25 protein-coding genes are annotated in these 17,410 nt (G+C 73.1%); 15 read left to right on the forward strand and 10 right to left on the reverse strand.

Annotated elements, in window-relative coordinates:
• Positions 1 to 102: 102 nt before the first annotated feature.
• Positions 103 to 324: a hypothetical protein gene (locus tag ACNJ93_RS16700; RefSeq protein WP_418958192.1), complete on the forward strand. Its 222-nt coding sequence runs from the start codon at positions 103 to 105 to the stop codon at positions 322 to 324.
• An 80-nt stretch (positions 325 to 404) separates the two neighbouring features.
• On the opposite strand, the gene ACNJ93_RS16705 is transcribed toward ACNJ93_RS16700, so the two are convergent.
• The gene (locus ACNJ93_RS16705) at positions 405 to 872 is read right to left on the reverse strand and encodes an Lrp/AsnC family transcriptional regulator (RefSeq protein ID WP_418958193.1); all 468 of its coding nucleotides are present in this window, start codon (positions 870 to 872) and stop codon (positions 405 to 407) included.
• Between the two features lie 93 nt (positions 873 to 965).
• On the opposite strand from ACNJ93_RS16705, the gene ACNJ93_RS16710 reads away from it, so the two are divergent.
• Together ACNJ93_RS16710 and ACNJ93_RS16715 are read left to right on the forward strand one after the other, a co-directional pair.
• Positions 966 to 1,778: an LLM class flavin-dependent oxidoreductase gene (locus ACNJ93_RS16710; RefSeq protein WP_418958194.1), complete on the forward strand. Its 813-nt coding sequence runs from the start codon at positions 966 to 968 to the stop codon at positions 1,776 to 1,778.
• Positions 1,775 to 2,215: a nucleoside deaminase gene (locus ACNJ93_RS16715; protein WP_418958195.1), complete on the forward strand. Its 441-nt coding sequence runs from the start codon at positions 1,775 to 1,777 to the stop codon at positions 2,213 to 2,215. Before ACNJ93_RS16710 ends, ACNJ93_RS16715 begins: the two co-directional genes overlap by 4 nt.
• Before the next feature lie 25 nt (positions 2,216 to 2,240).
• Here ACNJ93_RS16715 and ACNJ93_RS16720 read toward each other — a convergent pair whose 3' ends face one another.
• The 3 genes from ACNJ93_RS16720 to ACNJ93_RS16730 are packed head-to-tail and all read right to left on the reverse strand — an operon-like array spanning position 2,241 to position 3,279.
• Positions 2,241 to 2,411: a hypothetical protein gene (locus ACNJ93_RS16720; RefSeq protein ID WP_418958196.1), complete on the reverse strand. Its 171-nt coding sequence runs from the start codon at positions 2,409 to 2,411 to the stop codon at positions 2,241 to 2,243.
• Positions 2,412 to 2,428: 17 nt separating this feature from the next.
• Positions 2,429 to 2,785: a PRC-barrel domain-containing protein gene (locus tag ACNJ93_RS16725; protein WP_418958197.1), complete on the reverse strand. Its 357-nt coding sequence runs from the start codon at positions 2,783 to 2,785 to the stop codon at positions 2,429 to 2,431.
• Complete coding sequence (locus tag ACNJ93_RS16730; protein ID WP_418958198.1) at positions 2,782 to 3,279, reverse strand: DUF5994 family protein; 498 nt, start codon at positions 3,277 to 3,279, stop codon at positions 2,782 to 2,784. Before ACNJ93_RS16730 ends, ACNJ93_RS16725 begins: the two co-directional genes overlap by 4 nt.
• Before the next feature lie 467 nt (positions 3,280 to 3,746).
• Here ACNJ93_RS16730 and ACNJ93_RS16735 point away from each other — a divergent pair, with 467 nt between their 5' ends.
• The 6 genes from ACNJ93_RS16735 to ACNJ93_RS16760 all read left to right on the forward strand — a co-directional run bounded on the left by ACNJ93_RS16735 (position 3,747) and on the right by ACNJ93_RS16760 (position 8,023).
• Positions 3,747 to 3,953, forward strand: coding sequence for a cold-shock protein (locus tag ACNJ93_RS16735; protein WP_418958199.1), 207 nt, complete (start codon positions 3,747 to 3,749; stop codon positions 3,951 to 3,953).
• Between the two features lie 178 nt (positions 3,954 to 4,131).
• Positions 4,132 to 5,472, forward strand: a complete 1,341-nt coding sequence (locus tag ACNJ93_RS16740; RefSeq protein WP_418958200.1) for a DEAD/DEAH box helicase — start codon at positions 4,132 to 4,134, stop codon at positions 5,470 to 5,472.
• Positions 5,473 to 5,495: 23 nt separating this feature from the next.
• On the forward strand, positions 5,496 to 5,738 hold the full coding sequence (locus tag ACNJ93_RS16745) for a CBS domain-containing protein (protein ID WP_418958201.1): 243 nt from the start codon (positions 5,496 to 5,498) through the stop codon (positions 5,736 to 5,738).
• Positions 5,739 to 5,827: 89 nt separating this feature from the next.
• Positions 5,828 to 6,136, forward strand: a complete 309-nt coding sequence (locus ACNJ93_RS16750) for an SCO5918 family protein (protein ID WP_418958202.1) — start codon at positions 5,828 to 5,830, stop codon at positions 6,134 to 6,136.
• Between the two features lie 157 nt (positions 6,137 to 6,293).
• Positions 6,294 to 6,632, forward strand: a complete 339-nt coding sequence (locus ACNJ93_RS16755; protein ID WP_418958203.1) for a MerR family transcriptional regulator — start codon at positions 6,294 to 6,296, stop codon at positions 6,630 to 6,632.
• 185 nt (positions 6,633 to 6,817) lie between these two features.
• Complete coding sequence (locus tag ACNJ93_RS16760; RefSeq protein WP_418961434.1) at positions 6,818 to 8,023, forward strand: glycosyltransferase; 1,206 nt, start codon at positions 6,818 to 6,820, stop codon at positions 8,021 to 8,023.
• A 10-nt stretch (positions 8,024 to 8,033) separates the two neighbouring features.
• Here the strand turns inward: ACNJ93_RS16760 and ACNJ93_RS16765 are convergent, their stop codons facing one another.
• From ACNJ93_RS16765 to ACNJ93_RS16790, 6 genes are all read right to left on the reverse strand, one after another.
• Positions 8,034 to 8,660: a histidine phosphatase family protein gene (locus ACNJ93_RS16765; protein ID WP_418958204.1), complete on the reverse strand. Its 627-nt coding sequence runs from the start codon at positions 8,658 to 8,660 to the stop codon at positions 8,034 to 8,036.
• A 5-nt stretch (positions 8,661 to 8,665) separates the two neighbouring features.
• Positions 8,666 to 9,157: an SRPBCC family protein gene (locus ACNJ93_RS16770; RefSeq protein ID WP_418958205.1), complete on the reverse strand. Its 492-nt coding sequence runs from the start codon at positions 9,155 to 9,157 to the stop codon at positions 8,666 to 8,668.
• A 9-nt stretch (positions 9,158 to 9,166) separates the two neighbouring features.
• On the reverse strand, positions 9,167 to 10,963 hold the full coding sequence (locus ACNJ93_RS16775) for a carbamoyltransferase (RefSeq protein WP_418958206.1): 1,797 nt from the start codon (positions 10,961 to 10,963) through the stop codon (positions 9,167 to 9,169).
• A 79-nt stretch (positions 10,964 to 11,042) separates the two neighbouring features.
• Positions 11,043 to 12,089 (reverse strand): NAD(P)/FAD-dependent oxidoreductase, encoded by a 1,047-nt coding sequence (locus ACNJ93_RS16780; protein ID WP_418958207.1) that lies wholly within the window; start codon positions 12,087 to 12,089, stop codon positions 11,043 to 11,045.
• A complete protein-coding gene (locus ACNJ93_RS16785; protein WP_418958208.1) occupies positions 12,086 to 13,045 on the reverse strand; it encodes a hypothetical protein in 960 nt (319 codons plus the stop codon). The genes ACNJ93_RS16780 and ACNJ93_RS16785 overlap by 4 nt, the downstream gene beginning before the upstream one ends.
• A gap of 126 nt (positions 13,046 to 13,171) precedes the next feature.
• Complete coding sequence (locus tag ACNJ93_RS16790) at positions 13,172 to 13,792, reverse strand: TetR/AcrR family transcriptional regulator (RefSeq protein ID WP_418958209.1); 621 nt, start codon at positions 13,790 to 13,792, stop codon at positions 13,172 to 13,174.
• A gap of 93 nt (positions 13,793 to 13,885) precedes the next feature.
• Between ACNJ93_RS16790 and ACNJ93_RS16795 the strand changes: the two genes are divergently transcribed.
• The 6 genes from ACNJ93_RS16795 to ACNJ93_RS16820 all read left to right on the forward strand — a co-directional run bounded on the left by ACNJ93_RS16795 (position 13,886) and on the right by ACNJ93_RS16820 (position 17,265).
• Positions 13,886 to 14,311 (forward strand): DUF4345 domain-containing protein, encoded by a 426-nt coding sequence (locus ACNJ93_RS16795; protein ID WP_418958210.1) that lies wholly within the window; start codon positions 13,886 to 13,888, stop codon positions 14,309 to 14,311.
• 10 nt (positions 14,312 to 14,321) lie between these two features.
• Positions 14,322 to 14,954, forward strand: a complete 633-nt coding sequence (locus ACNJ93_RS16800; protein WP_418958211.1) for a glyoxalase — start codon at positions 14,322 to 14,324, stop codon at positions 14,952 to 14,954.
• Positions 14,951 to 15,400: a pyridoxamine 5'-phosphate oxidase family protein gene (locus tag ACNJ93_RS16805; protein ID WP_418958212.1), complete on the forward strand. Its 450-nt coding sequence runs from the start codon at positions 14,951 to 14,953 to the stop codon at positions 15,398 to 15,400. The genes ACNJ93_RS16800 and ACNJ93_RS16805 overlap by 4 nt, the downstream gene beginning before the upstream one ends.
• A gap of 104 nt (positions 15,401 to 15,504) precedes the next feature.
• Positions 15,505 to 16,002: a DUF2975 domain-containing protein gene (locus tag ACNJ93_RS16810; RefSeq protein WP_418958213.1), complete on the forward strand. Its 498-nt coding sequence runs from the start codon at positions 15,505 to 15,507 to the stop codon at positions 16,000 to 16,002.
• Positions 16,002 to 16,250, forward strand: coding sequence for a helix-turn-helix domain-containing protein (locus ACNJ93_RS16815; RefSeq protein WP_418958214.1), 249 nt, complete (start codon positions 16,002 to 16,004; stop codon positions 16,248 to 16,250). The genes ACNJ93_RS16810 and ACNJ93_RS16815 overlap by 1 nt, the downstream gene beginning before the upstream one ends.
• 91 nt (positions 16,251 to 16,341) lie before the next feature.
• Positions 16,342 to 17,265, forward strand: a complete 924-nt coding sequence (locus tag ACNJ93_RS16820) for an NAD-dependent epimerase/dehydratase family protein (RefSeq protein WP_418958215.1) — start codon at positions 16,342 to 16,344, stop codon at positions 17,263 to 17,265.
• The last annotated feature ends 145 nt before the right edge of the window (positions 17,266 to 17,410 follow it).

Below are 17,410 nucleotides of genomic sequence, written 5' to 3' on the forward strand. Positions count from 1 at the left end.
GAGTACGGCCCCTCCGGTATCGGTCGGGGTCTCGGCCACCTCGCGCTGCGGACGTGTGCGCGGCCACAGTGGACGGGCGCGAGGGGGCGCATACTGGCGTCAATGACAAAGCCACATGCACCGAAGCGCCATTTGCCCACCAGCCCCTTCAAGCCCCCGGTCACACTGCCTCCCAAGCAGTTCGCCATAGGCGACCAGGTCACCCACGACGTGCACGGCCTCGGCCGGGTCATCGGCGTCGAGGACGGGATCGCGGCGGTCGTGGATTTCGGTTCGACGCAAGAGCGGATCGTGAGTCCCTACGCCAGGATGAGCAAGTTGTAGGACTGCCGGAAGCTGGAGGGCTGCCGGGACGCCCCCGGTGCGGCTGCAGCACCTCCGTCGTCGTCCGGGGTCGTCCGGGCCTATGGGGTCTCGCGTGTCCGGTTCGGGGCGATGGGGCCCCGGTAGGGGAGGGTCCGGCTGTAGACGACGCTCGTGGTGGTGCTGCCGAAGCCGGCGAGTTCGTCCATGAGGGTCTCCAGGTGTTCCATGGAGGTCGCGGCCACCTTCAGGGTGTAGCAGTCGTCGCCGGTGGTGCGCAGGCATTCCAGGATCTCCCGGCGTTCGGCGAGGAGGCGGCGCAGCGGTTCGTGGCGGTTGCCCGGATATTTGAGGCGGACGACGGCGAGGACGGGGTAGCCGACCTTGGCCAGGTCGATCTCGGCGCGGTAGCCGGTGATGACGCCCTGGGTCTCCAGGCTGCGGACGCGTTCGGTGGTGGCCGACGGGCTGAGGTTCACGCGCCGGCCCAGCTCGCTGAGCGAGATGCGGGCTTCCTGTTGCAGCTGTTCGATGATCGCCCAGTCGACGTCGTCAAGATTCCCGGCCATCCGATGAAAGTACCAGCAATTCCACGGAGAAACGGCGTATACGCAGGGAGCTTCCGGTTCCTTGGTCCGTGATCACCGGGATAGCCTCGGGCCATGCAACTCGGCGTCAACGTACCGAATTTCGGCCCGGGGACCGATCCCGGCGTCCTGCGCGAAGGGGCGCGGCTCGCGGAGGATCTCGGCCTCGGCGTCCTCATGGTGTCGGACCACGTGGCCGTCACCCCGGACGTGGCCGAGCGGTATCCGGAGCCGTTCTACGAGCCGTTCACCACGCTGTCCTGGCTGGCCGGTCTCACCAGCACCGTGCGGCTGGGCACGACCGTGCTCGTCCTGCCGTACCGGCATCCCCTGCTGGTGGCCCGGATGGCCGCCAACCTCCACGAACTGAGCGGAGGCCGCTTCGTCCTGGGCGTGGGCGTCGGCTGGGCCCGGCAGGAATTCGAGGCGCTGGGCGTCCCGTTCACCGCCCGTGGCCGGCTGACGGACGAGTGTCTCGGCGTCCTCCGCGAGGCCCGGGACGCGGGGCGCCCGGAGGGCGACGTCCCGCTCTGGATCGGCGGCCACAGCGAGGCGGCCCTGCGGCGTGCCGTGAGGTTCGGCGACGCCTGGCACCCGCTGCGGCTCTCCGTCCCCGACATGCGCGCCGTCCTGCGGCGGCACGCGCTGCCGGGGTTCGCGCCCCGCATCGCCCTGCGCGTCACCGACGCACCGGTCGACGCCCCCGACCGGCTCGCCGGCGTCGGCAGCGTCGAACAGATCCTGGACGATCTCGACCAGCTGCGCCTGCTGGGCGCGGACACGGTCGTACTCGACCCCTACCACGGAGATCCGGAGGAGACCCGTCGGCCGGACGCGGCATGGCGGGCGCTCACCCTCGTGGCCACCCACTGGAGCACTCGATCATGATCACCCCGGCCGACGAGGCCCTTCTGCGGCGCGCCATCGCCGTCGCCGCCCACGCGGTCGCCCTGGGCGACGCGCCGTACGGTTCCCTCCTGGCCGGACCGGACGGCACCGTGCTAGCGGAGGCCCACAACACGGTCCGGCGGGACGACGACATCACCGCCCACCCGGAGCTGAAGCTCGCCCGCTGGGCGGCCCGCGAACTCGACCCGGAGACGGCCGCCCGTACCACCCTCTACACCAGCTGCCAGCCGTGCGGCATGTGCGACGGAGGCATCGCCCGCTCCGGCCTCGGACGGGTCGTCTACGCGCTGTCGACCGAGCAACTGGTCGCGCTCAACCCCGCGTCGGGCGCCTGGCCGACGGTGCCGCACGACGGCCCGGCCCTCCACGACGAGGCGCGCGCCCCCGTGGCGGCCTATTACCGGCCCACCCGATGACCACGGCCGGCCGTCCGTCCCCGGGTCAGCGGGCCGGGCGGCGGCGGATGGAGCGGCGGGTGCGCAGGGTGAGGTAGACGAGGTCCGCCGCGAGCACCGCGATGCCGATGAAGAGGAGGAAGAGCAGTCCGTCGGCGACGGCGCCGATGAGGCCCAGCACGATCGCGACGATGATCAGGGCGAGGAAGAGTGACATGGGGCGGGCTCCTCGGCTCAGCGTCGGGCCAGTTGACGTTCGCCCCTCGCCCCGGGCTCGTAGGCGAGGCCGTAGTGACGGAAGACGGCTTCCTCGTCCTCGAAAGGCAGGACGTCGTCGGTGCCGATCGAGGGGCCGCGTTTGACCAGCGCCTTGTCATGGGCGACCTGTACGTATCCGGGCCCCACCGTCGCGCCCTCCAGGGGGACGAACACGAGGCGGTGCCGGGTGGGCAGGCCGACCCGGACGGTGGCCATGGCCGGTTCGTCGGTGCGCGTGTCGACGTAGACGGCCTCCAGCTCCCCGATTCTCTTGCCGCGCGGGTCCACCACGTCCTGGGAACGCCACTCGCGGATGTCCGCCGTCCGGATCATGCCGGCTCCTCCCGTTCGCTCGTCGGTGGGGGAATCGGGGCGACGAGGAGCTCCGCGGCCCGCGTGACGTTGTCGGCGCGGACCGCGCGGGCCATGGCTGCCCGTGCGGCCTCCGGCTCGGTGTCCGGCGGCACCACCATCAGCACGAAGTGGTCCTTGTCGCCACGGCTGATCAGCACGGTGTCGTCGCCGACGGGGAACGAGTCGAGGTGGACGACCCGTTCGTCGACGACCAGACGGGTCGGGATCGCGTCCCAGGCCGAGGCGTCCAGGCCCACCCGCGTGATGGGGCCGAGATGCTCCGTCAGGACCGACACCAGCGCGGGGAGCTCCCGCTCCACCTCGCGGGTGCGCGGCCACCACGCCCCGTCGAGGACGCCCTGCCGGGAACGTGTCGTCTCCAGCCGGAGCAGCGCCGTGCCGGGGCGGACCGCCTGGTGGATCGCGTCCGGCAGGAGCAGCGGGGGCGGGTGCGGGGTTTCGGAGTCGGCCATGATGGGTCCGCCCGTCTACGGGTGAGCTGCCGCGGCCGTCGCGCGACACCCGGCGGGCGCCGGGCCGCGGGCGGTGCGACTGTGCCGTGATTTCACGGTACCCCCGGCTCCCGTACGCACGCCCTCCGCGCGCTCCTCCGTACGAGGCCGCGACGGGGACGGGCGCGGGCGCCGTATCTGTCGCGGCGGAATGAGAATTCGGTGGGCGGCGCGCTGAGGATTCGGCCGGCGACGCGGTGAGGATTTGTGGCGCGGAAAAAGAGCGGGATATTCCGACCCGTTTTCCGTGCGGTGCCGTGCTACTGTCGATTTCAGTTGCAGTTGTGGTTCCCGAACTTCAAGTGCCCTCACTCGTCCCCGGGGCGAGGGGAGCACTTTTTCATCTCCGGACTCTCCGGCGGGGTAATCATCGCGGCGACACGGCCTTCGCACGGTGCGGACGCCGATGAGCCTCAAAGGAGATACACATGAGCACCACGGGTACCGTGAAGTGGTTCAACGCGGAAAAGGGCTTCGGCTTCATCGAGCAGGACGGTGGCGGCCCCGACGTGTTCGCCCACTACTCGAACATCGCCTCGCAGGGCTTCCGCGAGCTGCGTGAAGGCCAGAAGGTCAGCTTCGACATCGCGCAGGGCCAGAAGGGCCCGACGGCCGAGAACATCGTCTCCGTCTGAGCCTGACGCACACGACGTAGCCGGGGCCCGCATCCTTCGGGGTGCGGGCCCCGGCTGCATATGCCCCAGGGAACCGCTCACGCTTTCACGCCCCCATTCGAAGCCGTCGGGAAATTCTCCATTCCGCTCGTTCGTCGCGGAAATTCCTTGCTGCGCCCCGTGCCGAGGAAGGTCCCGCATGAACAGGACACCACCGACCGGCCTTCTTTCCGCCCCGGGCGAGGGGGCCGCCCCCGCGCTGCCGGCCGTCGAGGCGTTCGCCGAGCTGGACCTCCCCGACCGGCTGCTCGCCGCGCTCGCCGCGCAGGGCGTCACCGCGCCGTTCCCCATCCAGGCCGCGACCCTGCCGAGCGCTCTCGCCGGCCGGGACGTCCTGGGGCGGGGCCGTACCGGATCCGGCAAGACGCTGGCCTTCGGCCTGGCCCTGGTGGCCCGCACGGCCGGTCCGCGCGCCCAGCCCCGGCGGCCCCGCGGCCTCGTCCTCGTGCCCACGCGCGAGCTGGCGCAGCAGGTGACCGACGCGCTCGCGCCGTACGCCCGCGCCGTCGGGTCGCGGCTGACCACCGTCGTCGGCGGCGCGCCGCTCAGCCGGCAGACGTACGCCCTCCGGAAGGGCACGGACCTCGTCGTCGCCACCCCCGGCCGGCTCATGGACCTCGTCGTACGCGGCGACTGCCTGCTGGACCGGGTCGCCGTCACCGTCCTGGACGAGGCGGACCAGATGACCGACATGGGCTTCACCCCGCAGATCACCGAGCTGCTCGACCAGGTGCCCGCGGGGGGTCAGCGGCTGCTCTTCTCCGCCACCCTGGACCGGACCGTCGACCGGCTGGTCGACCGGTACCTGTCCGACCCGGTCGTGCACTCCGTGGACCCCGCCGCCGGGGCCGTCGCCACGATGGAACACCACGTGCTGCACGTCCACGCCGACGACAAGCAGGCCGCGACCGCCGCGATCGCCGCCCGGACGGGCCGCGTGATCATGTTCCTGGGCACCAAGGACGCCGTCGACCGGCTCACCGGCGAGCTGCTGGCCTGCGGGGTGCTCGCCGCCGCGCTGCACGGCGGCCGGCCGCAGGGCCAGCGCACCCGGGCGCTCGCACGGTTCAGGAGCGGTCAGGTGCCGGTGCTCGTCGCGACGAGCATCGCCGCCCGCGGGATCCACGTCGACGGGCTCGACCTCGTCGTCAACGTCGATCCGCCCACCGACGCCAAGGAATATCTGCACCGCAGCGGCCGCACCGCCAGGGCCGGGAACCCCGGCAGCGTCGTCACCCTGGTCACGCCGAACCAGCGGCGCAGCGCCGCCCGCGTCATGTCCGAGGCGGGCGTCCAGCCGCGGATCACCCGGGTCCGCCCCGGGGAGGCGGAGCTGAACCGCATCACCGGCGCCCGCACGCCGTCGGGCGTCCCCGTCCTCGCGACGGAGCCGCCCGACCCCGGGCGTCACGGCCGCCCTTCCCGGGGCCCGCGACCCGCGGCCGCCCCGCCGCACGTACCGCCCGCCCGGGCCTCCTAGCCACCAGACCCCTGGAGCCGCTTGTGACACCGATCCACAGCCAGGCCGCCGCCGAACCACACGTCTGGGCGGACATGACCGTCGAAGTGGCCCTCGCGGTGATGAGCGGAGCCCGTACCGGGCACCTGGTCATCCGCGACGGCGACGGCCGGCGCACCGGCCTCGTCACCCGGGACCAGCTCGCCGGCTTCCGCGCCAGCGCCGCGTACACCGACCGGGTACGGCTGAGCGAACTCTGCCCCGCGGGCGCCGCGCCCCGCGCCTGAACCCTCCTCCTGCACCACGCGAGCCGCGGACGACCGCCCGCCGCTCGGACCCCCCTTCCCGGCCCTTTCTCATCACCCTGTGAGGTCCCATGCGCTGCGTGATCGCCCGCTTCCCGTTCGAACTGACGAAGAGCGGTGTCCTGGAGGCGATGAAGGGCGTCAAGCCCGAACCGGTGACCGGTGCGTTCGTGACCATCGGACGCCGGGACTACCCGCCCAAGCAGGTCGGCGCGGTCATCACGCGCCAGGACCGCCGTGACTTCGGCGCCGACGAGGTGCTGCGGGCCATGACCCGGCTCGGCTTCACCTGCGGCACCCGCCCGACGGTCGCCCCCTCGGCCGCCTACGACCCCGTCCGGCAGGCCTCCGCGCTGCTGGGCGCGCCTCCCGCGGCCTGACGCCCGACGGGCGGACACGACGCCCGACCCGAGAAGGCCCGACCGGTGCACACCGGTCGGGCCTTCTCGTGTCCTGGGTGGCGGATGGCAGCATTACCCTCGGTGAACGTGCCGGAGCGCCGACGCGTCCACCGGAGTGTTCGACGGAGAGGTGAGAATGACAGCAGAGGATCCGCTCGGCCGGCTCGACGACGACGACTACCCCGCCTACACGATGGGCCGGGCCGCCGAGATGATCGGTACGACGCCCGGCTTCCTGCGTGCGCTGGGAGACGCCCGGCTGATCACTCCGCTGCGTTCCGAGGGCGGCCACCGCCGCTACTCCCGCTACCAGCTGCGCATCGCGGCCCGCGCCCGGGAACTCGTCGACCAGGGCACCCCCATCGAGGCCGCCTGCCGCATCATCGTCCTCGAGGACCAGCTCGAAGAAGCCCAGCGCATCAACGAGCAATACCGCCGCGCCGCCTCCGAAACTCCGCCCTCCGACGCCACCTGACCGCACACCGCGACCCGCGCCCGAGAGCCTGGCGCCCACGGACCCCCGAACGCGCCCGGGCCTCCGTCGCGGCCTGCTCCATGATCACCGTACAGCGGGCAGGGGGGCTTGCGGCAAGGTGCCGGTGATCGCGCAGAATCACGGACCTGAGCCGGAACACGGGGCATGGGGGGCGCGCGGTGCGTGTGTTGTTGTCGATGTACGGGGCGCGGGGCAGCGTCGAGCCGATGGTGGGGCTCGCGGTGCGGCTGCGGGAGCTGGGCGCCGAGGTGCGGATGTGCGCGCCGCCGGACGAGGAGTTCGCGGAGCTGTCGGCCGGCGCCGGTGTGCCGCTGGTACCGGTCGGCGCGCCGGTGCGCCCGTTGGTGACGACGGTGGTGCCGGGGTCGGCGGCGGGTCTGGCCCGACGCATGGCCGACCTGATGGACGCGCAGTTCGGCACGATGGCCGCGGTGGCCGAGGGATGCGACGTCCTGGTGGCGACCGGGCCGTTGCCGGTCACGGCCAGTGCACGGTCGGTGGCCGAGAAGCTGGGCGCCCGCTACGTGCACGCGAGCCACACGCCCGTCATCCTGCCGTCGCCGCACCAGCCGCCGCCGGCGCGGCGGGGCCGGCCGCTGCCCCCGGGCGTGAAGGACAACCGCGCCCTGTGGGAGCTGGACGCCCGCAACGCGAACGAGATGTTCGGAGCGGCGCTGAACGCCCGCCGGGCGGCGGCCGGTCTGCCGCCGGTCGCGCACGTACGCGACTACGCCTTCACGGGCAGTCCGTGGCTGGCGACGGACCCGGTGCTGAGCCCCTGTCCGCCGACGGACCTCGACGTGGTGCAGACCGGCACGTGGATACGGCGGGACGAGCGCCCGCTCGCGCCCGGACTCGTGGCGTTCCTGGAAGCCGGGGAGCCGCCGGTGTACGTGGGCTTCGGCAGCACGCCGCTGCGAGAGCCCGTGGCCGTCGCCCGTGCCGCCGTGGCGGCGGCCCGGGCGCTGGGGCGACGCGTGGTCCTGTCCCGCGGCTGGGCCGGACTCGACCCGGTCGACGGGGACGAGGACTGCTTCGCCGTCGACGAGGTCAACCATCAGGCCCTCTTCGCCCGGGTGGCGGCGGTCGTGCACCACGGCAGCGCCGGCACCACGGCCACGGCCGCCCGCGCCGGCGCGCCCCAGGTCGTGGTGCCGCAGGGGGCGGACCAGCCCTACTGGGCCGGCCGCGTGGCGGAACTGGGCATCGGTGCGGCACATGACGGTCCGGTACCGACCGCGGAGTCCCTCTCGGAGGCCCTGCAGGCGGTCCTGACGCCCGGGACCCGCGACCGCGCACGGGCCGTGGCCGGTCTGACCCGCACCGACGGGACGCCGGCCGCGGCCAGGAGGCTGCTCGACGCGGTCTGACCGCGCTCGGCTACGGCGCCGTCGGCAGGTGGTGGGTGTCGTTGAGGGTGTGGAGGGTGGCGGTGCCGGAGGGGGTGTAGGTGAGGGTCGTCAGGGAGGCTGCCCCGAGGTCCAGGCGGAAGAGGGTGTGGGGCGGGGCCTGGAGGGCGAGGCGGATCAGCGTGCGGAGGGGGCCGACGTGGGAGACGACCAGCACCGTGGCGCCGGCGTGGCGGGACAGGAGGCCGTCGCGTACGGCGGCGACCCGGCGGGTGACCTCCTGCATGGTCTCGCCCCCGCCCGTGGGGCGGTGCTCGGAGGAGGCGAGCCAGGCGTCCAGGTCCTCCGGGTGGCGGGCGCGGACCTCGGCGAAGGTCAGGCCCTCCCAGGCGCCGAAGTCCGCCTCCCGCAGGTCCGGTTCGGCCCGGACGCCCAGGCCCAGGCGGGCGGCCGCGGCGCGCGCGGTCTCCGCGCAGCGCCGCATCGGGGACGTGACGACCGCGTCGATGCCGCCGCGGCGCGCGAGGGCGTCCGCCGCCGCCTGAGCCTGGCGGCGGCCCTCCGGCGAGAGCCCCGGGTTGGAGCCCCCGCTGCCGGAGAGCCGCCGCTCGGGCGTGAGCAGGGTCTCGCCGTGCCGCAGCAGCACGAGCGTCGTCACGTCGCTCACCGAACCGTCCGCGCGAAGTGGTCGCGTACGGCGTCGGTCTGCTTCTCCATGATGCCGATGATGCCCTCGACGACGCCCAGGTCGGCGTCCTCGGCGATCTCCAGCGTCCGCGACCAGTCGAAGAAGCTGCGGGCCGGGTCGTTGGTGATGGGGAAGACGCGGATGGTGGCCTCGTAGTTCGCGACCCCGCTGGTGGGGGCGACGGCGCGGTACGACTGGGTCCGGTTGATTTCGTCGCGGGCGGCGATCTCCTGCTGGACGACCTTGTCGCTGAGCGTGAGTTTGAAGTCGTAGCGGGCCGGCACCGTTTCGACCGAGCCGCCCTCCACCCAGCTGACGTCCCGGTGGACGTCCAGGTCGCCGGGGGAGACGATCTCCAGGATCTGCATGGCGTCGCGGATGGTCGCCCACACGGTGTCCGGGTCGGCGTCCAGGATCGTGGAGTGGTACATGGTGTGCTTGCGCTGGATCTGGATCCGGTCGGGCATGGGGTGCTCCTAGTTCTTGGTGATCAGGTGGTTGCCGAGGATCAGGTGGTCGATCTCGGTGCCGAGGAAGCAGTTCAGGGCGTCGGTGGGGCTGCAGACGATGGGTTCGCCGGCGACGTTGAACGAGGTGTTGATCAGGCAGGGCGTGCCGGTGAGTTCGGTGAACCTGCGCAGCAGCGCCGTCAGCCGCGGGGTCCCCTCGTCCGTCAGCGTCTGGACGCGTGAGGTGCCGTCCACGTGCACCGCGCCGGGGATGCGGTCCCGCCACTCCTCGCGGACGGGGAACACGAACGTCATGTACGGGGAGCTGGTCTTGCGGCCCATCTCGAAGATCTCCGGTGCTCGCTCTTCGAGGACCAGAGGGGCGAACGGGCGGAACGGCTCCCGGTGCTTCACCCGGGTGTTGATGATGTCCTTGATGTCGCCGAAGCCGGGATTGGCGAGGATGCTGCGGTGCCCCAGCGCGCGCGGTCCGTGCTCGACGCGGCCCTCGAACCAGCCGATGACGACCTTCCGCGTGAGCAGTCGTGCCACCTGCTCGACGATCTCGTCGTCGTCCAGGCGCGAGACGGTGACGCGCCCGGCGAAGCCCTCCAGGGCCTCCTCGATCGCGGCCTCGTCGTACGCCGGGCCCAGGTAGGGCGTGACAGGGGCGGAGGCGGCGGCGAGGATGTCCTCGGGGCCGGTGCCGGGGTCGTCGAGCCAGGCGTGGGCCGCCGCGCCGATGGTGATGCCGGTGTCGGACGCGCCGAAGCTGACCTGCATGTCCGTGAAGCGGGAGCCCTCGAACAGCGGTGTGTTGTTGAGGCAGTTGAGGGCGACGCCGCCCTCGAAGAGGAGCCGGTCGAGGTCCGTCCGCTTCTCCAGGTGGCGGACCTGGTGGGCGGTGGCGACGTTCAGCATCTGCTGCGCGGCCGCGGCGACGCGGGCCTTGTACGCGAGGCTGTCCGAGAAGGGCCCGAAGTACTCCTCGAACAGGGCGTCGTGGCTGTGCAGGTCGTCGGTCCGCAGCGGCTGGGTGAAGCTGTAGCGGCCGTCGTCGTGCAGCCGCAGGAGACGCTCGACCAACGGGTTCGGCACCGGCGGCTCGGTGTACCCGGCCAGGCCCATCACCTTGTACTCGTCGTTGTTGGGGACGAAGCCGAGGAAGCGGGTGAGGGAGGAGAACAGGGTGCCCATGGAGTACTGGGCGCCGGTGACCGTGTCGTCGAAGACGGTGATCCGGCCGTCGCGGATCTCGCCCGCCAGGGTCGAGTAGCGCTCGGCGCGGCCGTCGCTGACGAGGAACGCGGCGTCCTTCATGCCGGCGAGGTAGTAGCCGGTCGTGGCGTGGGCCAGGTGGTGCGGGACGAAGCGGACCTTGGCCCGGTCGGGGCGGTGTCCGGTACGGGCCTCGAAGTCCGCGAGGATCGCCTCGTGGCCGACGACCTGGTCGTACAGGTCGGCCATGTCGCCGACGAGGCGGGTCTTCGCGGCCTCCGGCAGCGCGGAGGCGCGGATGCCGTCCCGGATCTCGTCCAGGACCTGCGGCGTCCAGTTCCAGGGGAAGGCGAAGAGGTCGACGTCGTCGAACGTGATGCCGGCTTCCTTCAGGCACCAGTCGATCGCGTGCGCGGGGAAGTCGGTGGTCTTCTTCTCCCGGTTGAGGCGTTCCTCCTCCACCGCGGCGACGAGGCGGCCGTCGATCAGGAGCGCGGCGGCGGCGTCGTGGCCCAGGAGGTAGTGCTTGTTGATGCCGGTCGCACCGAGGCGTTCGGAGAAGAACTCCGACACCCGGGTGAAACCATTACATCCGAGAACGATCACGGCATTCTTTCCTGTCGGGGACTGGGGCTGCTCGCGTGGCGACGTGCCGCTATGTGCGGCGACGTGCGGCTGCGCGGGGCTACGCGGCGATCAGCAGGTCGCGGAGCTGCTCCCCGGCCGCGGGCGCCTGGCACAGGCCCGCGCCGGTGAACCCGGCCGCGTACAGGAAGCGGCGGGTGGGGTGGGCGCCGATGAAGGCGGTGTTGCCGGGACTGGCGTCGAAGTCGCCGCTCCACGCGCGGTGCAGGCCGATGCCGTCCAGGGCGGGGAAGAGCGCGCCGAGCCGGCCGGAGACGCGGCCGAGCCAGGCGTCGCGCGTCTCGTCGGCCTTCGGCGCGCCCATGGCGAGCAGGATGCGGTCCCGCCACGAGCGGATCCGCAGGCCGGAGCCGGCGTCCAGGGTCATCGGCAGCTCGGGGTGCGGCGCGGGCGGGACGTCGGTGAACAGCATCTCCATCGCGTGCGGCGCCAGCGGCAGGTCGACCGACGCCAGCGACGCCACCTCGCCGGCCCAGGGCCCGGCCGCGCACACGATGGTGTCCGCCCTGACGCTGCCCCGCGGGGTGTGGACGGTGTTGTCGTCGTCGATGCGGACGACGGGGGTGTGGGTGTACAGGCGGGCGCCGTGGCCGCGGGCGCCGGCGGCGTAGCCGCGCACGATGTCGAGGCCGTCCACGTGGTACGCCTCGGGGGACCAGGCGGCGGCCAGCACGGCGCGTTCCCCGACCAGCGGGTTGAGCCCGGCCGCCTCGCGGGCGCCGATCAGGCCGACCTCCACGCCGGCGGCCCGCTGCGCCTCCTGGTCGGCCTCGAAGTCGGCGATCTGCCGCTCGTCGGTGAACAGCACCAGGAACCCGAGCCGCCCGAGGGCGAGCGGGGCCCCGGTGCGGCGGGCGAAGGCGCGGTACGCCTCCAGGCTGCGCACGGCCCGCCGCCCGGTGGCGGGGGCGCCGGGGAAGTACGTGCGGACCATGCCGGCGGTGTGCGCGGAGGCCCCGCCGCCGAGGCCGCCGCGCTCCAGCAGGACGGTGTCCACGCCGGCTTCGGCGAGGTGGAACGCGGCCGAGGTGCCGACGACCCCGCCGCCGATGACGACGGCGTCGGCGCGGGCGGGCAGCGCGCTCACGCCTCCACCCGCACGTCCTGCCGGCGCAGGTGGTCCCCGGTCTCCCACGGGTACAGCTGCAGGTTCCAGCCGCCGAGGCAGTTGATGTAGAGGGCCATCTGGCTGGTGACGGCGTAGAAGTCGTCACGGTCGAGGACGTCCAGGACGTCGAGGAAGCGCTGCGTGAACGCCCAGAGCTTCTCCAGCCCGCAGTAGCCCAGGAACTCGGCCGGTACGCCGACGAGCAGGCGGGTCATGTGGACGAGCGAGTCCATCGGCATGCCCTGGACGGCGGCGCGGACGAGACCGCCGTACGACGCGTAACCCAGTGGCCTGGTCTCGCCGTTGACGAACAGCAGGGTGGGCAGGACGGTGCCGAAGTTGCCCGCGCCGGAGGGGATGACGCCCCGGTGCAGGTCGTCCAGCTCGGCGGGCGGCGCGAGCCAGATCCGTTCGGTCTCGGCGACGATGTCGGCGATCAGGCGCCCGGCGTCCGCGTGGGACGCGTGCAGCCGCGGGATGCGGTGGCCGCTCGGTCCGCCGGCGCGGCGGACCTCGACGAGGATCTGCTTCTTCGTGGAGTAGACGGCGTCCCAGACCGCGGCGCCGGCCTCCCGCAGGGCGGACATGTCCGCCTCGCGGATCCGCCCGACGGGCGTGGCGGGCATCGGCTCGGTCAGGGTGCCGTACTTGATGCCGAGGTGCTGCAGACCCGAGCAGAACACGGTGCCGTCGGGGGCGTCGCGCCGGTCGGGGATGCGGGTGGTGTGGGGCGTGTGGAGCAGACTCGGTATCGGCGCCACGTGGTAGAGGTGCTCGCCCGCGATGAGGGCGTGTCCCTGGAGGCTCTGGTAGGGCAGGGACTCCCAGAGGGCGTCGGCGAGCGCCGGGTTGCGGTCGTCGAGGTCGGCGGCGACCGTGATGCCGAGGTCGGGCCAGGAGATCTCGACCTGACGGCCGGGCAGCTTCTCGGACAAGGCTTTTCCCGTTCGTTGGTTCGGCTTGTCCGTCGAGTAGATCGTCAACTGGCCTGTTTCAGGCAGGCGTTGAAAACATGAAACTTGAGCGGCCTCAGCGCCGAGGTTCGTGTCTTCCTACGAGCGCTACGCGCCGGGAAGCTCACCGATCCGCCCGTCCGGGTCCTCGGCGAGGAGGGAGCGGAGGGCGCCGAGGGCGGCGCCGACGCAGACGTCACGCAGCTGGTCACGGGGGCAGGTCTCGTGGGTGAGCCAGTCGACGCAGAGGACCCGGACGAAGACGAGCCAGCTCTTCAGGACGCCGGAGACGGCGTCGTGGGCGCCGTCGTCCGCGAGCGGGAGGACGGTGAGCAGCCGCGTGCGGAGCGCGTCCAGCTCGTTCGTCATGATCGTCTGGACCACCGGGTCGCCCGCGAGGACCCGGTTCGCGGCGAGGACGGCGTTGCGGTTCGCCACGAAGTAGTCGAGGTGGACGTCCATGCCCTGGGCGAGCTGCTCCGCCAGGGAGTCGGCCGGATCGAGCCGCGTCTCGGCGAGCAGCCGGTCGGCGGCCTGCTGGTAGACGGCGGCGAACAGCGCGTGCTTGCTGGGGAAGTGGCGGTAGAGCAGCGCGCGGGACACGCCCGCCTGCGCGGCGACCTCCTCCATCCGCACGTCGTCGTACGGGTGCGCGGCGAAGAGCCGCGCGCCGACGGAGAGGAGCTGGGCGCGACGGTCGGCGGGGGAGAGCCGCTGGCGGGGAGGCACCCGCCCAGTCTAGTTGACACACGTCTACTAGCAGCGCCACTGTGTAAGTAGACACACGTCGACCAAGCTCCGCCGGGACCGCCGGGAGGCACCGTGGCCAAGGCTCTGCGCGTACTGACACTCCTGATGGGCTGGGCCTGCGTGGCGATCGGCCTGGCCCACGTGGCCCTCGGCAACGCGGCGCTCCCCGGCGCCGCCGAGGCGGGCCCCACCGTCGACAGCTGGGGCCGCTTCATGGGCGCCGCGTTCGCCGGGTACGGGCTGGCCTGGCTGTGGGCCGCCCGGCAGCGCCCGATCCCGGCGTACGCGGTGCGTTGGCTGGCCGCCGTCTTCCTCCTGGGCGGCATCGGCCGCCTGCTCTCCCTCGCCGCCGAGGGTCGCCCGCACGGCTTCCAGATCTTCCTGACGGTCCTCGAACTCGCCCTCCCCCCGCTCTACTTCTGGCTCGCCACGGCGGAGGAGCGCGCCCCGGGCAGTCGGTCAGGAATCGAGAAGCCCGAGGGCGCCGGCCGTTTGTAGCGTTCGGGGCATGACGAACATCGCGTGTCTCACCCTGGAAGTGGCCGACGTCGAGGCCGCCGGACGTTTCTACGACGAGGCCGGTCTGACCGGCCTCGTGCGCCTGCGGGGCTCGGAGGAGCCGTCGGAGGGGTTCCGCGGGTACACCCTGGCGCTGACCGTCGCGCAGCCCGCCGACGTCGATCTGCTGCTCGGCGCGGCCCTCGCCGCCGGCGCCACCTCGCTGAAGCCTGCGGCGAAGTCGCTGTGGGGGTACGGCGGCGTCTTCCGCGCCCCGGACGGGACCATCTGGAAGGTCGCGACCTCCGCCAGGAAGGACACCGGGCCCGCCACCGGCCGGATCGACGCGTTCGTGCTGCTGCTCGGGGTCGCCGACGTGGCCGCGAGCCGGCGGTTCTACGTGGAGCGCGGCATGACCGTCGACAAGAGCTTCGGGCGCGTCTACGCCGAGTTCGCCGCCGGGACCGGCCCCGTCAGGCTCGCCCTCTACCGGCGCCGCGCCCTCGCCAAGGACCTCGGCGTCGGCCCCGAGGGCTCGGGCGCGCGCCGGCTGGCCATCGGCGGCGAGGCCGTCGAGCCCTTCGCCGACCCGGACGGGTTCGCCTGGGAGGCCGTCGCCGCTGCCGCCGGGGCGACGGCGTGACCGCCGCCGCGCCGCGCGCCCTCGCGGAGAGGCTGCGGGACACCCGCGAGCGGCTGGAGAACGACATCGACCTCTGGCTCGCGAGCGCCGGCCCGGACGGGGCGTACCTCGTCCCGCTCTCGTTCCTCTGGGACGGCGACGCGTTCCTCGTGTCCACGCCGCGCGCCTCCGTCACCGGCCGCAACCTGCTCGCCGACGGCCGGGTGCGGCTCAGCCTCGGGCACACCCGCGACGTCGTCGTGGTCGACGGCACCGCCGAGGCGGTGGACCTGGCCGGCCTCCCCGCCGGGACCGGCGACCGGTTCCGCGACCGGACCGGGTTCGACCCGCGCGACCTCGACGCCTACCAGTACTTCCTGATCCGCCCGCACCGCGTCCAGGCGTGGCGCGAGGCGAACGAACTGCGGGGGCGCGATCTGATGCGGGACGGGGTGTGGGTGGGCTGAGGCGCAGGGCCCCCGGTCCCCGCCACCTTGCCTCGTCTATCGAATATCGATAGATTCATGTCGACAGTCGATAGTTGACAGCTCATCGGTGCGTGGAGGCGGGGATGGGGAAGCTGACGGTGCTCGCGCTGCGGGCCGTGCTCGGGGTGTTGCTCGCGGGGTCGGTGTTCGTCGAGGCGGTGATGGTGCCGCTGCTGGCGGCCGACCTCGACGGGCTGGCGGCGGAGTACGCGTACCTGCGGACGCCGCTGCTCGTGATCGTCGTCCTGGGTGTGGTGACCGCCCAGGTCGTGTTGGTGTGCGTGTGGCGGCTGGTCACGATGGTGCGCCGGGGCACGGTGTTCTCCCACGCCGCCTTCCGCTACGTGGACGTCATCACCGGGGCGTTCGCGGCGGGCGCCCTCGTCGTCTTCGCGTTCGCCGTCCTCCTCGCCCCCGGCGAGGCCGTCGCCCCGGGCGTCGTCCTGCTGATCTGCGGGGCGAGCCTCGCGGTGTTCGGCGTCGCCCTCGTCGTCCTCGTCCTGCGGATGCTGCTCGCCCAGGCGGTCGCCCGCGACGGCGAGGCCACGCGGATGCGGGCCGAGCTCGACGAGGTGATCTGATGCCGATCGTCGTGGACATCGACGTCCTGCTGGCCCGGCGCAAGATGTCGGTGGGCGAGCTCGCCGAACGGGTCGGCATCACCCCCGCGAATCTCGCCGTGCTCAAGAACGGGCGGGCCAAGGCGGTCCGCTTCACCACGCTCGCCGCGCTGTGCGAGGTGCTCGACTGCCAGCCCGGAGACCTCCTGCGCTGGGAACCGGAGGAGGACGCCTCCGAGGCCGCGCCGGCCGTCGAGGCGGCTCCCTGACGGCCGGCCGTCCGAGGTCGCGGAGGGCGGCGGGTGGGGCGGGTCACACCGGCGGATGTCACGTCCGGCGCGGCCCCGGTGTCCGATGGGCATGACGGACACCAAGAACGTGCTGCTGGCAGGGGCGAGTGGGGTCTTCGGGCGTCACGTCGCCGCGGAGCTGACCCGCACGGGGTATCGCGTGCTGAGCCTGGGGCGGGGCCCCGGCAACGACCTCGTCGCCGATCTGATGGACCGCGACGCCCTGCTGCGGGCCGTCGACGGACGGCAGGTCGACACCGTCGTCCACGCGGCGACCGCGCTGCGCGAGGCCCCGATGAGGCACCGGGACCTGGCCGCCACCGACGCCCTGCGGATCCGGGGCACCGCGCATCTCGTCGATGCGGCGCGGGCGGTGGGGGCGCGGCGGATGATCGCCGAGTCGATGGTCTTCGGGTACGGGTACCGGGACTTCGGCGACCGGGTGCTCGGCGAGAACGACCCCTTCGGGCCCCCCGGCTCCGACCGGCACGCCCAGGCGCACATGGACGCGGTGCGCATCAAGGAGGAACTGATGCTCGGCGCCGACGGGATCGAGGGCGTCGCGCTGCGCTTCGGACTGTTCTACGGGGCGGGCGGCACCGAGGGGCTCGTGGAGCTGCTGCGCCGGCGGAAGCTGCCGGCGGTGGCGGACCGGGGGCGCGTCCTGTCGTGGGTCGAACTGGGCGACGCGGCGCGGGCGGTGGTCCTCGCGGTCGAGCGCGGCCGCGCCGGGGAGGCGTACAACATCGCGGACGACACCCCGACCGGCTTCGGGGCGCACGTCCGCGCGGTCGCCGCGGCGTTCGGCACGCCGCGGCCGAGGACGGTGCCGGCCTGGCTGATGCGGCCCCTGTCGTACGCGCACCGGGTCGGCACCACGAGCCTGCGCGTCTCCAACGCCAAGGCGCGCGCGGAACTCGGCTGGACCCCCCGGTACGCCGACTGCGCCACCGGCCTCACCGCCCTCGCCGCCACGTCCGGCTCGGCCGCGTGACGCACGCGGCCGCGTGCCTGCGGGCCCGTGCCTGCGGGCCCCGTGCCTGCGGGCCCGTGCGCCGGGCCCGCTCGGCCGGCCCCGTGCGACGCCCCGCGTCGACTCCGGGCCGCCGCCCGCCGCGTCGGCCCCGGCCCTGGGGCCG

Source organism: Streptomyces tritici, from assembly GCF_048500665.1.
Classification (GTDB): Bacteria; Actinomycetota; Actinomycetes; order Streptomycetales; family Streptomycetaceae; genus Streptomyces; species Streptomyces tritici.

Coding starts and splice junctions, on each gene's coding strand:
- ACNJ93_RS16705 (WP_418958193.1), bottom strand. CDS start 872: ATGGCCGGGAATCTTGACGACGTCGACTGGGCGATCATCGAACAGCTG.
- ACNJ93_RS16720 (WP_418958196.1), bottom strand. CDS start 2,411: ATGTCACTCTTCCTCGCCCTGATCATCGTCGCGATCGTGCTGGGCCTC.
- ACNJ93_RS16710 (WP_418958194.1), top strand. CDS start 966: ATGCAACTCGGCGTCAACGTACCGAATTTCGGCCCGGGGACCGATCCC.
- ACNJ93_RS16730 (WP_418958198.1), bottom strand. CDS start 3,279: ATGGCCGACTCCGAAACCCCGCACCCGCCCCCGCTGCTCCTGCCGGAC.
- ACNJ93_RS16740 (WP_418958200.1), top strand. CDS start 4,132: ATGAACAGGACACCACCGACCGGCCTTCTTTCCGCCCCGGGCGAGGGG.
- ACNJ93_RS16735 (WP_418958199.1), top strand. CDS start 3,747: ATGAGCACCACGGGTACCGTGAAGTGGTTCAACGCGGAAAAGGGCTTC.
- ACNJ93_RS16750 (WP_418958202.1), top strand. CDS start 5,828: ATGCGCTGCGTGATCGCCCGCTTCCCGTTCGAACTGACGAAGAGCGGT.
- ACNJ93_RS16800 (WP_418958211.1), top strand. CDS start 14,322: ATGACGAACATCGCGTGTCTCACCCTGGAAGTGGCCGACGTCGAGGCC.
- ACNJ93_RS16700 (WP_418958192.1), top strand. CDS start 103: ATGACAAAGCCACATGCACCGAAGCGCCATTTGCCCACCAGCCCCTTC.
- ACNJ93_RS16810 (WP_418958213.1), top strand. CDS start 15,505: ATGGGGAAGCTGACGGTGCTCGCGCTGCGGGCCGTGCTCGGGGTGTTG.
- ACNJ93_RS16715 (WP_418958195.1), top strand. CDS start 1,775: ATGATCACCCCGGCCGACGAGGCCCTTCTGCGGCGCGCCATCGCCGTC.
- ACNJ93_RS16725 (WP_418958197.1), bottom strand. CDS start 2,785: ATGATCCGGACGGCGGACATCCGCGAGTGGCGTTCCCAGGACGTGGTG.
- ACNJ93_RS16755 (WP_418958203.1), top strand. CDS start 6,294: ATGACAGCAGAGGATCCGCTCGGCCGGCTCGACGACGACGACTACCCC.
- ACNJ93_RS16815 (WP_418958214.1), top strand. CDS start 16,002: ATGCCGATCGTCGTGGACATCGACGTCCTGCTGGCCCGGCGCAAGATG.
- ACNJ93_RS16820 (WP_418958215.1), top strand. CDS start 16,342: ATGACGGACACCAAGAACGTGCTGCTGGCAGGGGCGAGTGGGGTCTTC.
- ACNJ93_RS16770 (WP_418958205.1), bottom strand. CDS start 9,157: ATGCCCGACCGGATCCAGATCCAGCGCAAGCACACCATGTACCACTCC.